This window comes from Streptomyces sp. NBC_01268 (assembly GCF_036240795.1).
Lineage (GTDB): Bacteria > Actinomycetota > Actinomycetes > Streptomycetales > Streptomycetaceae > Streptomyces.
The window spans coordinates 5,481,395-5,493,660 of record NZ_CP108454.1 but is presented as its reverse complement, the minus strand read 5'-3'; the positions used below and the strand labels follow the sequence as shown (position 1 = coordinate 5,493,660).

Sequence of the window (12,266 nt, the reverse complement as noted above, 5' to 3'; positions counted from 1 at the left end):
ACCTGCGAGCCCTGTCCTGAGCCGTTGCCGTATCCGACCCTACAATAGACATTGTCTAAGTCAAGCTTGCTTCCAAAGTCACACCCGTTCGGGACACGCTTCCCCTGACTGTTAGGCTGACCCCCATGAGTGACCTGTTGGAACGACTGCGCGGCCGCGGCTGGCGGATGACCGCGCAGCGGCGTGTCGTGGCCGAGGTCCTCGACGGGGATCACGTGCACCTGACCGCCGACGAGGTCCACGCCCGCGCCGTTTCGAGGCTGCCCGAGATCTCCCGGGCCACCGTGTACAACACGCTGGGCGAGATGGTCACGCTCGGTGAGGTGCTGGAGGTCGCGACCGACGGCCGCGCCAAACGCTACGACCCGAACGCCCACCGGCCGCACCAGCACCTGGTCTGCGGCCGGTGCGGTGCCATCCGCGACGTGCACCCGGCCGGCGACCCGCTGGCCGACCTGCCGGCCACGGAGCGCTTCGGCTTCACCATCTCCAACGTCGAGGTCACCTACCGGGGCATCTGCCCGAGCTGTGCGACCTCCGCGTAGGCGCACGGGAGACGCAGGACACTCGGAACCCACGGACACAGAAAGCCCCCGCCGGACCGGCGGGGGCTTTCCCGTGCGCCTACGCCACGCCACGCCCGGGAACGACGAAGGCCCGGATCCGTTTCCGGATCCGGGCCTTCGTGCTACTGAGTAGCGGGGACAGGATTTGAACCTGCGACCTCTGGGTTATGAGCCCAGCGAGCTACCGAGCTGCTCCACCCCGCGTCGGTGAACCCAACCTTACGGGACCGTTCCGAGCAGGGCAAATCCGTTAGGCGGTGAGCTCCTGGTGCAGTGCCTCGCTGAGCCGGGCCGCCCGCTCCGCCACCTCCGCGGGGCCGAGCTCCACCGCGCGGGCGCACCAGCGGCGCCCCTCGGTCAGCTCCCCGCGGCGTGCCGCGAGCAGGGCGAGGCGCAGCGCGGCCCGGCCGTGGCCGGCGTGCGCGGCGCGCGTCCACCACAGGGCCGCCTCCCGCTCGCCGCCCTCGCGGGCGAGCAGCAGGCCCAGGTTGAAGGCCCCGTTGCGGGAGCCGGCCTCGGCCGCCTCCCGGTACCAGCGGGCCGCCTCGGCGACGTCGCCGCGCCCGGCGGCGAGCATGCCGACGCGCACCTGGGCACGGCGGTGGCCCTGCTGGGCGGCCCGCTCGTACCACTCCTCGCACTCGCTCTTCTCCTCGCGCGGCGCGCCGAGCACCGGCGGGCCGGGCTCGGGGCGGCGCGCGTCGAGGACCGAGGCGAGCCGGAACGCCGCCTCGGCGCTGCCGCCGCCCGCGGCGCACCGCAGGTGCCGCTCGGCGCCCTGCTCGTCGCCGTCGCGCAGGCAGGCGATGCCGACCTGGAGCGCGGCCTCGGTGTGCCCGGCGGCCGCGGCCCGCTCGTACCAGCTCAGCGCCGTACGGTCGTCGTCGCGGCCGGCGTGGAGGATGCCGAGGTTGAAGGCGGCGTCGACGCTGCCGGCCTCGGCTGCCTTGGAGAACCAGGGCTCGGCGCCGCCGGCGTCACCGGCCTGCAGGAGCAGCACGGCGAGCGCGTTGGCCGCCTCCCGGTGACCGGCGTAGGCCGCGCGGCGGTACCACTGCTCGGCCTGGGAGGTGCGCTCCTGCGCGGCGCAGAGCAGGCCGAGGTTGTAGGCGCCGTTGACGTCGCCCGCGTCCATGGCGGCGCGGTACCAGCGCTCGGCGGTCTGCTGCTCGCCCCGGGCGGCGTGCAGCGCGCCGAGCGCGTTGGCGGCGTTGCCGTCGCCGTCCTGGGCGGCGCGCAGCCACCACACGGCGGCGCTCTCCTCGTCGCCGGCGTCGCGCAGCAGGAAGCCGAGCGCGCAGGCCGCCTTGGCCTCGCCGTCCTTGGCGGAGGTCAGGTACCAGCGCCCGGCCTCCTTGAGCTCCCCGCGCTTCTCCAGGAGGGCGCCCAGGTGCAGGGCGGCCCGCCGGTGACCGCGCGCGGCGGACTGCCGGAACCACTGCTCGGCCTCGGTGAGCCCGCTCTCGGGCGCGGCGGCACCGTCGGCGGCGGGAGCGGGAGCGGGGCCGTCGGCGGCGGTCCGCAGTCCGGTGGCGGTGTCGTAGGTGTGCGGGCCGCGGGCCGGCTCGGTCGCGCGCCGCTCCAGGGAGAGGGCGAGCCGGTAGGCGGCCTCGCGGTGTCCCTGCTCGGCGGCGGCGCGCAGCCAGCGTTCGGCGCCGACGTCGCTGCGGTGCTCCAGGAGGTCGGCGAGGGCGTACGCGCCGAGGGCGTGGCCCTGCTCGGCGGACTGGCGCAGCCAGTACTCGGCGCCGGGCTCGTCGCCGCGCTCGCGGTGGTGGCGGCCGAGGGCGTGCGCGGCGGCCGCGGAGCCGGCGACGGCGGCGACCCGCCACCAGCCGGCGGCCTCGTCCGGGTAGCCGCGCTGATGCAGCAGCACGCCCAGGTTGTTCGCGGCGGCGCGGTCGCCCTCGGCGGTGGCACCGCGCAGATACGGCTCGGCGCCGTCCAGGTCGCCGCGGCGCAGCAGCAGTGCGCCGAGGACGCTCATCGACGCGGCGTCGCCGTTCTCGGCGGCGCGTCGGTGGCGGGCCTCGGTCTCGGCCTCGTTCTCGTGGTCGGCGGTGGTGTCGACGGTCTCATCGACGGCCCCCGCGGCCTCGATGATGTCGTCTGCGGCGTTTCTCGGATGCCGCTGCACAAACCGCCCTGTCTCCAACAGAGTTGCCCTGTCCCCCATAAATACCATCGTCGCACCACCCGCAACCCGCGTACACCTGGTATAGCTCAGCCGGTGAGGTCACTTCAGCGTTTTGTCGACATGCCCACAGGGAGACAAGTCAAACACGGATCGTCCCAACTCGCCCCCTCCGCACCGCTCTTCGGGGCGCGCGCCGCGCTCCCAGGACATGACGAAGGCCCGAATCCAGATGGATCCGGGCCTTCCTCTTCAGTAGCGGGGACAGGATTTGAACCTGCGACCTCTGGGTTATGAGCCCAGCGAGCTACCGAGCTGCTCCACCCCGCGTCGGTGAACACAACGTATCACGACGCGGAGGTGGAGCCTAAACGGCTTCCGTCAGCCGCCCGGGACGGCGGGCGGGCTCGCCGTCGTGCTCGGGGTCGTCTTCGGCGCGGGCTTGGCGCCTCCGGGGCCGCTCTGCAGTTTCGCCCCGGCGTCCGCCGCGCGCTGGAGCGCATCCTGCAGCGCCTCCTGGGACTTGCCGTACGCCGTCCAGTCGCCCTTCTGGAGCGCGGCCTCACCGTCGTCGTACGCCTTCTGCGCGTCCGCGATGGCCTGCTTCAGCGCGGCGTCGTTGGTCGCCGGCTGCGGCGGCTTGGTGGTGCCCGGCGGCTGCGTCGGCGGCGGGGTGTTCCCCTCGACCCCGAAGACCGCGTTGAGGGCGGCCGTCAGGTTGTCCTCGAACACCGTGGTGTCCTTGGTCGTGTCCCCGTCCGGCTGGTCCGCGTCCACGTAGGACACCGCGACCTTCTTCAGCAGCGGGTACTGCGCGTTGCGGCCCTGGGCGTACACCGGCTCGACGTAGAGGAAGCCGCCGTCGAGCGGCACCGTCAGCAGGTTGCCGTAGAGGATGTCGGAGTCGGCACCCTTCATGTCCCGGACGAAGGTCGCCACGGACGGAAGGCTGTTGAGCTTGTTCTGCACCTGCTGGGGTCCTGGGACGTCCGAGGTGACTCTCAGCAGCCTTATCTTGCCGTAGTCCTTGCTGTTGGCGTCGGCGTCCACCGCCATGAAGGCGCCCAGGTTGGGCCGGCCCGCCGGGGTGAAGGTCGTCGTCAGGGAGAACTGCTCGGCCGACTCCCCGGGCATCTTCATGCTCAGGTAGTACGGCGGCACCGCGTTGCCGTCCTTGTTGGTCGGGTCGTCCGGCACCTGCCAGGCGTCCGAGCCGCTGTAGAACTGGGCCGGGTCCTGCACGTGGTACCGGGTGAGCAGCTCGCGCTGGACCTTGAACATGTCCTGCGGGTACCGCAGGTGCTTCATGAGGTCGGCGTCGATCTGCCCGCGGTCCTTGACCGTGCCGGGGAAGGCCTTCATCCAGGTCTTGAGGACGGGGTCCTGCTCGTCCCACTGGTAGAGGTTCACCGTGCCGTCGTAGGCGTCGACGGTGGCCTTCACCGAGTTGCGGATGTAGTTGACCTGGTTCTGCTGGGCGACGACCGCGCGCTGCTGGTTGCCGACCGTCAGGGAGTCGGCCGTGGTGTCGCCGAGGGTGGTGCGCGAGGCGTACGGGTAGCCGTTGGTGGTGGTGTAGGCGTCGACGATCCACTGGATGCGTCCGTCCACGACCGCCGGGTAGGCGTCGCCGTCGATGGTCAGCCAGGGGGCGACCGCCTCGACGCGCTCCTTGGGCGTGCGGTTGTACAGGATCCGCGAGCCGTCGCCGATGGCCCCCGAGTAGAGGATCTGCGGCTCGCTGAACGCGACCGCGTAGGCGGCGCGGTTGAAGGCGCTGGAGAGGCTGACGCCGCTGTCGCCCTTGTAGCTGGTGGTCTTCTCGCCGTTCGCCTCGTAGTCGAGCTCCTTCTGGGGCCCGCCCACGATCGAGTACTGGTCGGTCTTCTCGCCGTAGTAGATGCGCTGCTCGTACGGGCCGAGCATGCCCGTGGTCGGCAGGCCGGACTCGGTGAAGATCGGCGAGCCGTTGGCGTCCGTCTGGGTACCCGTGGCCATGATCGCGCCGTAGCCGTGGGTGTAGGTGAAGTGGTCGTTGATCCAGTTCCGCTTCGGGATGCCCTTGATGTTGAGCTCACGCAGGCCGACGACGGTGTCCTTGCCCTGGTAGCGGTCGACGTCGAGGGTCAGCGGGAACTGGTAGTACTTCCGCTTCTGCTCCAGCTGCTGGAAGGTCGGCGACACGATGTTCGGGTCGATCAGCCGGTAGCTGGCCGCCGTGTCGGCGTCCGCGCGGAGCTGGTCCTTGGCCTTGACCGTCGACTTCCCCGAGTAGTTCTCCGCCTCGGTGGAGTCGATGTCGTACGCCTTGCGCGTCGCGTCGATGTTCTTCTTGATGTACGGCGCTTCCTTGGCCTGCTCGTTCGGCTGGACCTGGAACTTCTGCACGATGGCCGGGTACAGGCCGCCGATCAGGATCGCCGAGAGCACCATCAGGCCGAAGCCGATCACCGGCAGCTGCCAGGTGCGCCGCCACAGGGTGGCGAAGAACAGCAGCGCGCAGATCACCGCGATGCAGAACAGGATCGTCTTCGCCGGAAGGTAGGCGTTGGCGTCCACGTACCGCAGACCGGTCCAGTTGCCGGTGGCCTTGAAGTCGCTGGACTTCACCGCCAGGCCGTACCGGTCCAGCCAGTACGCCACGGCCTTCAGCGACACGAAGACGCCGAGCAGCACCGACAGGTGCCCGGTCGCCGCCGCCGTGGCGCGGGCGCCCGGGCTGGTGACGCGCAGTCCGCCGTACAGGTAGTGCGTGAGGGCCGCCGCGATCAGCGAGAGCACGGTGGCGCCGAAGCCGAAGGCGAGCAGGAAGCGGTACCAGGGCAGGTCGAACGCGTAGAACGACACGTCCAGCTGGAACTGCGGGTCCTTCTGCCCGAAGGAGACCCCGTTCACCCACATCAGCCAGGTGCGCCACTGCCCGGAGGCGGAGGCGCCGGCGATCAGGCCCACCAGGGCCGTGACGGCGAGCAGCACCCACTTCTTGAAGGGGGCGAGCCCCATCCGGTAGCGGTCGAGGCTCTGCTGCTCCAGCGACATCGCGCTCAGCGGCGGCCGCAGCCGGTACGCCAGCCAGATGTTCAGGCCGACGGCCAGGGCCATGAGCAGACCGAAGACCAGGAAAAGGCCGATCTTGGTCCACAGCGTGGTGGTGAAAACGGACGAGTAATGGACGGAACGGAACCAGAGCCAGTCCGTCCAGAATCCCGCGAACATCACGAACACCATGGCGAGAACAGCCAGCACGCCCAGGGTCATGAGCAGCGTACGGGCCCGCCGGGACGGCCGGCCGACTCTGATCCTTGGCCCGGACGGACCTGTGCCGCCGCCGCGGTCCGGCATCTGGAAAGCCAACGTGCGCCCCTCGAGGTTGATGCGTCGATAAGCAGGCTCCGCGATCGTAGAGCCCACTGATGCAACTTACTGAGGCTTTACCGAGTTCCCGGAGCGGCCGCCGTTTCCCGTCCTCTCGGCTGCCCGGGAAAGACCTCGGCGGGCACTTCGGCGGGACTTCGGCGAAAGACCAGGCAGGATGTTGTCCATGTCCAACGTTTCCCCCTCCGGCCCCCAGATGGCCTCGAGCCCCCTCACCCGCGCCGTGCTCGAGATCGACGAGTACGCGTCGGGCCTCGGCTGGGACCAGCCGGCCCGCCTCTTCGCCCTGGTCGACACCGCCAAGCTGCGCGCCCAGGAGCCCTCGCTCGCCTCCCAGCTCGGCCTCGGCGGCACCGCCGCCGCCGGCTACACCCCGATCGAGCAGGACCAGCTGCCGCGCGGCAAGGCCCTCGACGAGTTCCTCGGGACCATCGCCTGGCCGTCCGCGGTCACCGGCTGCGCGCTGACCGTGGAGCGGATGATGCTGCCGCCGTCCGCCGAGGCCGCCGTGCCCAAGGACCTGGGCGGGGCCGCGCTCGCCAAGTGGGTGGCCCGGCACCCGGACCGCCAGGAGGTCCGGATGACCGTGGCCGTGCTGCGCGACGGCTCCCGCGAGGCGGCGATCCGGCTGCGCGAGAAGGACTCGCCGAACGAGGTGCTCACCGGGCCCGACCTGGTGCCGGGCCTCGCGGACGCGCTGTCGGCGACCTTCGCCTCGTAACGGGGCCCGGGTCAGCTCTTGGAGCAGCTGGGCAGCGAGGCGGTGTCGCCCTTGCGCAGCTGCTCCAGCGCCTTCGTCGCGTCGCCGATGGTGCCCACCTTGACGAGGGTGAGTCCGTCCGGGGTGTCGGCGGCCGCGGCCGCGCAGTTGTCGGCCGGGGTGAGGAAGTACTCGGCACCCGCGTCGCGCGCGCCGACCAGCTTCATCTCGATGCCGCCGATCGGGCCGACCTTGCCCTTGTCGTCGATGGTGCCGGTGCCGGCGATGAACTTGCCGCTGGTGAGGGACTCGGGGGTCAGCTTGTCGACGATGCCCAGCGCGAACATCAGACCGGCGCTGGGGCCGCCGACGTCGGCCAGGTTGATGTCGATGGTGAACGGGAAGACGTGGTCGGTGCCGGCCTGGATGCCGACGATGGCCCGGTCGCCCTCCTGCGACTTCGCGGTGGTGAGGACCACCTTCTTCGTCGCCGTGGCGTCCTTGTGGGCCTTCTCCGCGGCCGCCGCCTCCTTGGCGGGGACGATCGTGAACTCCACGTCCTGACCGGGCTTGCGCTTGGTGACCTGCTTGGCGACGTCGCCCGGCTCCTTGACGGCCACGCCGTCGACCGCGCGGATCACGTCGCCCGCGTGCAGCTTGCCCTCGGCGGGGGTGTCCTTGACGACGGTGGCGACGACGACCCGGGTGGTCACCGGGATGCCCAGCTCCTTGAGGGCGGCGACCTTGGCGCTCTCCTGGGACTGGCTGAACTCCTCGGCGTTCTCCTGGCTCGACTGCTCCTCGGTCTTGCCGTCCGGGTAGAGCGTGTCGTGCGGGACGACCACGCTGTCGTGGGCGAGCCAGCCGTAGACGGCCTCGACCGCGTTCATGTTGTAGTCCGCGCCGGTGACACGGACCGTCGTCATGTTGAGGTGGCCGGTGGTCGGGTAGGTCTGACGACCCGAGATCTGGAGGACCGGCTCTCCGCGCGCCTCGCCGAGGGTGTTCACCGTCGGACCGGGGCTCATCTCCGAGTACGGCACCGGAATGAGGACGCCCACGCAGAGCAGCGTGATCAGGACCAGGGTGGAGGCGAGCATCGTCGCGGTGCGGCGTGGCATGGAACGACAGTACGGGACCGGCCTGTGAGTGCGCCTTCGGGGCTCAGCCGGTGGTGGAGCTCGCGGCCGGGGTCGGCGCGGCGGCCGCGGGGGCCGTCTCGTGCTCCGGGCGGACCGAAGCGGAAGCGGGCACGTGGGAGCGCTCCATGGCGTCCCTGAACCGCGCGTAGCCCGCGAGCTCGGCGACGTCCCCGATGGTCTTGTTGCGTGAAGCCCAGCTTCCCCATATCGCCGCGCCGACGACTGCGAAAAGCGGAATCAGCAACCAGGCGAGCGCTGCCATCCCGACCTCCCATCCCCAATGGTCCCCAGTGAGTTGATCAGCAGATTATTCATCCGCGGAATCAACGCTCGTACCTGGGGGGCGGTTACGCAAATCGGGGCGTTCGACTACGGGTCGTCGGCGTGGCGCCTTGCGCGATCGGCAGGCACCCACCAGGCCTCAGCAGGCACCCACCCACTCCTCGGTACCGTCCGAGAAGGTCTGGTGCTTCCAGATCGGGACCTCGTGCTTGAGGTCGTCGATGAGCTTGCGGCAGGCCTCGAAGGCCTCGCCCCGGTGCGGGCAGGAGACGGCGACGACGACCGCGATGTCACCCACACGGAGGTCACCCACACGGTGGACGGCGGCCAGGGCGCGGACCGGGTAGTCGGCCACGACCTTCTCGGCGACCCGGCGCATCTCCGCCTCGGCGGAGGGGTGGCAGGAGTAGCCCAGGGCGTCGACGTCGGCACCCCCGTCGTGGTTGCGCACCGTGCCCACGAAGAGCGTCATGCCGCCGGCGGCGTCGTCGCCGACCGCGCGGAAGACCTCGTCGACCGAGAGCGCGGTGTCACGGATCGCGAGGAGCTTGATCGGGTCGTCCCCGCCCAGCTCGCCGGGGTGGTCGCTCGGGTGGGCGTGCGTGTGTGCCATGCCCACCATCGTGCCGCACCGCGCGGACAACGCGGAATAGCGTTTTCGACCGGCCGCGCCGACCCGCCGTAGGAGGGTCCTACAGGCGCCGCCCGCGGATCCGGCCCGCTGACCGCGCCTACAGCCCCCGCCGCTTCCGCATCTGCCGGACCAGGGCCGCCGTGCCGAGCAGCGCCACCGTCGCGCCGGCCGCACCGGCCGCCGTCGCGTCCTTGCGCCCGAGCCGGCGTCCGGCGACGGTGTGCCGGCCCTGGACCTCCTCCAGGAGCGCGGCGAGCACCTCCTCGTTGGTCCACCGCGGCCGCCAGCCGGCGTCGTGCAGCCGCCCGACGCTGACCACCCAGGGGTGCATCGTGTACGCGAGGTCGCCCGCCGGGGACGGGGTGAGCCCGATCCGGTGCAGCCGGGCCGCCGCGCCCAGGGCGACGGCCGAGGGCAGCTCCATCCGGCGGATGCCGGACAGCTCCTCGACCTCCTCCTGCTCCAGCCAGCCCTCGCAGCCGACCGCGAACTCGCCGTCGACCTTCTCCAGCGCCGCGTACTCCAGCGCGCTGACCAGGTCGTCCACGTGGCAGAACTGCCAGGTGGGGCGGGATCCGGCGACGACGAGGAGCCGGGGCGACTCGAAGTAGCGGGTCAGCGCCGTGTCCGTACCGCCGATCAGGACGGCGGGCCGCACCACGGTCACGTGGAGTCCGGGGTGGGCGCGCGGGGCGCGGCGGCCCAGGCGCTCGATCTCCAGGAGGTCGCCGACGCCCGTGGCCTCGGCGGTGGCGCGCAGCTCGGCGTCCTCGGAGAGCGGGATGTCGTTGTCGGGCAGGGCCCCGTAGACCATCGTGGAGGTGCAGAGCACCACCCGGTGGACCCCGGCCGCGGCGGCGGCGGTGAGGACGGTCTGCGTGCCGCGCACGTTGTAGGCGGTCCGTGCGGCCGGGTCGGTCTCCAGGTCGAGGTCGACGGCGAGGTGCACGACCACGTCCACGCCGCGGAGCTTCTCCGCGATGGCCGGATCGCGTACGTCGAGGATGTGCCACTGCGCCTCGGCCACCTCGCCCCGGCGCTCGTCGATCGCGACGACCTGCTTGATCTCGTCGGAGGCGGCAAGGCGCCTGGTCAGGAGGTCGCCGACGCCGGTCGCGGCACCGGTGACCGCGACGACGGGGCCGCGCGCGGCGGACCTGGCCGAGTGGTTTCGCGCTGCGCGAACCTGAGGATCTGGGGAACTCACCGGGCGTCTCCAGCGGTTGTCTTCAGTACGTACGTTAATGACGCGTACGTACCAGGTGGCGTCCATCCTGCCGCAGCCCACGGCCCGGCGGAGCACCGAGCCCGGATCCGGCACGGATGTCTACGCTGGTGGTGTGTAGTCGGGGAGGCGAGCCGAGCCGAGAACCCGCCGTCGGAAGAGAAGCCGGCGGCCCTACGAGCCGAGGAAACCTGTGAGTGACACCCCATTCGGATTCGGCCTTCCGCCGGAGGAGCCGGAGAACGGCGACGAAGGCAAGAAGAAGGACCCCGCCGGAGGTGGCCAGGGGTCCGGTGGCCAGGGCGGCGACCCGTTCGGTTTCGGCGGGCTGCCCGGCATGGGCGGCGCCGGCGGCCCCGGCGGCGCGGACAACCCGTTCGCCGCGATGTTCGGGTCGCTGAACCCCCAGGACCTGGGCGCGGCGTTCCAGCAGCTCGGCCAGATGCTCAGCTACGAGGGCGGCCCGGTCAACTGGGACATGGCCAAGCAGATCGCGCGCCAGGTCGTCGCCCAGGGCACGCCCGACGGCACCAAGGACGCCAGCGTCGGCCCGTCCGAGAAGGCGGCGGTCGAGGAGGCGGTGCGCCTCGCCGACCTGTGGCTGGACCAGGCGACCTCGCTCCCCTCGGGTGCGAACACGGCGGTGGCCTGGAGCCGTGCCGAGTGGGTCGAGGCGACCCTCCCGGCCTGGCAGCAGCTGGTCGACCCGGTCGCGGAGCGGGTCGGCACGGCGATGGGTGACGTGCTCCCGCAGGAGATGCAGGCCATGGCGGGCCCGCTGATCGGCATGATGCGCTCCATGGGCGGCGCCATGTTCGGCCAGCAGATCGGGCAGGCCGTGGGCGCGCTCGCGGGCGAGGTCGTCGGCTCGACGGACGTCGGGCTGCCGCTCGGTCCGGCCGGCCGCGCGGCGCTGCTGCCGCTGAACGTGGAGGCCTTCGGCAAGGACCTGGGTGTCCCCCCGGAGGAGGTCCGGCTCTACCTGGCCCTGCGCGAGGCCGCCCACCAGCGTCTCTTCGCGCACGTGCCGTGGCTGCGCTCGCACCTGTTCGGCGCCGTCGAGGGCTACGCCCGCGGGATCAAGGTCGACACCTCCAAGCTGGAGGAGGCGGTGGGCCAGCTGGACCCGACCCACCCCGAGCAGCTGCAGGAGGCACTCCAGCAGGGCATGTTCCAGCCGGAGGACACGCCGGAGCAGAAGGCGGCCCTGGCCCGTCTGGAGACGGCGCTCGCGCTGGTCGAGGGCTGGGTGGACGCGGTCGTCCACGAGGCCGCGAAGTCCCGGCTGACCTCGGCGGACGCGCTGCGCGAGACGCTGCGCCGGCGCCGGGCGACGGGTGGCCCCGCGGAGCAGACCTTCGCCACGCTGATCGGCCTGGAGCTGCGTCCGCGTCGGCTGCGGGACGCGGCCCGGCTGTGGGCCTCGCTCACGGACGCGCGCGGGACGGACGGCCGGGACGCGCTGTGGGAGCACCCTGACATGCTGCCGACGGCGACCGACCTGGACGACCCGGACGGCTTCGTCCACCGTGAGCACCTGGACTTCTCCGAGCTGGACAAGATGCTCGGCGAGGCCGCGAAGGGCGACGGCGAGACCCCCGGGGAGCAGGGCAAGGGCGAGTCCGAGGGCGGCAAGGAGTGACGCTGCGCGACGACGCGGTCCTCGTCCTGAAGGGGTACGAGGACCAGCCGGAGCTCCGTGACGCCTATCTGGCGCACCTCGCGGAGCACGAGGACGGCATGTACAAGCCCTGCACGGCCGGTCACCTCACGAGCAGCGCGCTCGTGATCGACCCGTCGCGCGGGCGGGTGCTGCTCACCCTGCACAAGAAGCTGAACATGTGGCTGCAGATGGGCGGCCACTGCGAGCCGGGCGACCCGACGGTCGAGGCGGCGGCGCTGCGGGAGGCGACGGAGGAGTCCGGCATCGCGGGCCTGACGCTGCTGCCGGGCGGCCCGGTGCGGCTCGACCGGCACCCGATCCCGGCGCCCTGCCACTGGCACCTGGACGTGCAGTACGCGGCGCTGGCCCCGGCCGGGGCCCAGGCGGAGATCAGCGAGGAGTCGCTGGACCTGCGCTGGTTCGCGTACGACGAGGTGGCGGACGTGGCGGACACGTCGGTGGTGCGGCTGCTGGAGCGCACGCTGGCGCGACTCGCGTAGCGGGGAACGGCGGGAACGCGGGGAACGGCACCACGCGGGACATGG

The 12,266-nt window shown here is 71.8% G+C and carries 10 protein-coding genes and 2 tRNA genes; 4 read left to right on the top strand and 8 right to left on the bottom strand.

All coding sequences use genetic code 11. The annotated features are described in order from the left end of the window. The first annotated feature begins 125 nt into the window (after positions 1–125). Positions 126–545, top strand: coding sequence for a Fur family transcriptional regulator (locus OG309_RS24865; RefSeq protein ID WP_329423869.1), 420 nt, complete (start codon positions 126–128; stop codon positions 543–545). Positions 546–696: 151 nt separating this feature from the next. Here OG309_RS24865 and OG309_RS24860 read toward each other — a convergent pair. From OG309_RS24860 to OG309_RS24845, 4 genes are all read right to left on the bottom strand, one after another. Beyond that, positions 697–770 (bottom strand) — tRNA-Met (locus OG309_RS24860). Between the two features lie 46 nt (positions 771–816). Then, on the bottom strand, positions 817–2,751 hold the full coding sequence (locus tag OG309_RS24855; RefSeq protein WP_329423867.1) for a tetratricopeptide repeat protein: 1,935 nt from the start codon (positions 2,749–2,751) through the stop codon (positions 817–819). 205 nt (positions 2,752–2,956) lie between these two features. Further along, a tRNA-Met gene (locus tag OG309_RS24850) sits at positions 2,957–3,030 on the bottom strand. A 51-nt stretch (positions 3,031–3,081) separates the two neighbouring features. After that, a complete protein-coding gene (locus OG309_RS24845) occupies positions 3,082–6,042 on the bottom strand; it encodes a UPF0182 family membrane protein (protein WP_329428528.1) in 2,961 nt (986 codons plus the stop codon). 199 nt (positions 6,043–6,241) lie between these two features. On the opposite strand from OG309_RS24845, the gene OG309_RS24840 reads away from it, so the two are divergent. Beyond that, on the top strand, positions 6,242–6,796 hold the full coding sequence (locus OG309_RS24840) for a PPA1309 family protein (RefSeq protein ID WP_329423866.1): 555 nt from the start codon (positions 6,242–6,244) through the stop codon (positions 6,794–6,796). A gap of 11 nt (positions 6,797–6,807) precedes the next feature. Here the strand turns inward: OG309_RS24840 and OG309_RS24835 are convergent, their stop codons facing one another. The 4 genes from OG309_RS24835 to OG309_RS24820 form a co-directional block, all read right to left on the bottom strand. Further along, positions 6,808–7,896, bottom strand: coding sequence for a YlbL family protein (locus OG309_RS24835; RefSeq protein ID WP_329423864.1), 1,089 nt, complete (start codon positions 7,894–7,896; stop codon positions 6,808–6,810). A gap of 43 nt (positions 7,897–7,939) precedes the next feature. After that, positions 7,940–8,179, bottom strand: coding sequence for a hypothetical protein (locus OG309_RS24830; protein WP_329428759.1), 240 nt, complete (start codon positions 8,177–8,179; stop codon positions 7,940–7,942). Positions 8,180–8,338: 159 nt separating this feature from the next. Then, a complete protein-coding gene (locus OG309_RS24825) occupies positions 8,339–8,812 on the bottom strand; it encodes a molybdenum cofactor biosynthesis protein MoaE (RefSeq protein ID WP_329423862.1) in 474 nt (157 codons plus the stop codon). Positions 8,813–8,930: 118 nt separating this feature from the next. After that, positions 8,931–10,040 (bottom strand): SDR family oxidoreductase, encoded by a 1,110-nt coding sequence (locus tag OG309_RS24820; RefSeq protein ID WP_329423860.1) that lies wholly within the window; start codon positions 10,038–10,040, stop codon positions 8,931–8,933. A gap of 211 nt (positions 10,041–10,251) precedes the next feature. On the opposite strand from OG309_RS24820, the gene OG309_RS24815 reads away from it, so the two are divergent. Together OG309_RS24815 and OG309_RS24810 are read left to right on the top strand one after the other, a co-directional pair. Then, positions 10,252–11,700 carry a zinc-dependent metalloprotease gene (locus tag OG309_RS24815; protein ID WP_329423858.1) on the top strand — a complete coding sequence of 483 codons (1,449 nt, stop codon included), beginning with the start codon at positions 10,252–10,254 and terminating at the stop codon, positions 11,698–11,700. Then, positions 11,697–12,221, top strand: a complete 525-nt coding sequence (locus tag OG309_RS24810; RefSeq protein WP_329423856.1) for an NUDIX hydrolase — start codon at positions 11,697–11,699, stop codon at positions 12,219–12,221. The genes OG309_RS24815 and OG309_RS24810 overlap by 4 nt, the downstream gene beginning before the upstream one ends. Positions 12,222–12,266: the final 45 nt, after the last annotated feature.

What these genes read in the sequence shown, in the direction of transcription:
- OG309_RS24865 (WP_329423869.1), top strand. Translation starts at nt 126, where the DNA reads ATGAGTGACCTGTTGGAACGACTGCGCGGCCGCGGCTGGCGGATGACC.
- OG309_RS24855 (WP_329423867.1), bottom strand. Translation starts at nt 2,751, where the DNA reads ATGGTATTTATGGGGGACAGGGCAACTCTGTTGGAGACAGGGCGGTTT.
- OG309_RS24845 (WP_329428528.1), bottom strand. Translation starts at nt 6,042, where the DNA reads ATGCCGGACCGCGGCGGCGGCACAGGTCCGTCCGGGCCAAGGATCAGA.
- OG309_RS24840 (WP_329423866.1), top strand. Translation starts at nt 6,242, where the DNA reads ATGTCCAACGTTTCCCCCTCCGGCCCCCAGATGGCCTCGAGCCCCCTC.
- OG309_RS24835 (WP_329423864.1), bottom strand. Translation starts at nt 7,896, where the DNA reads ATGCCACGCCGCACCGCGACGATGCTCGCCTCCACCCTGGTCCTGATC.
- OG309_RS24830 (WP_329428759.1), bottom strand. Translation starts at nt 8,179, where the DNA reads ATGGCAGCGCTCGCCTGGTTGCTGATTCCGCTTTTCGCAGTCGTCGGC.
- OG309_RS24825 (WP_329423862.1), bottom strand. Translation starts at nt 8,812, where the DNA reads ATGGCACACACGCACGCCCACCCGAGCGACCACCCCGGCGAGCTGGGC.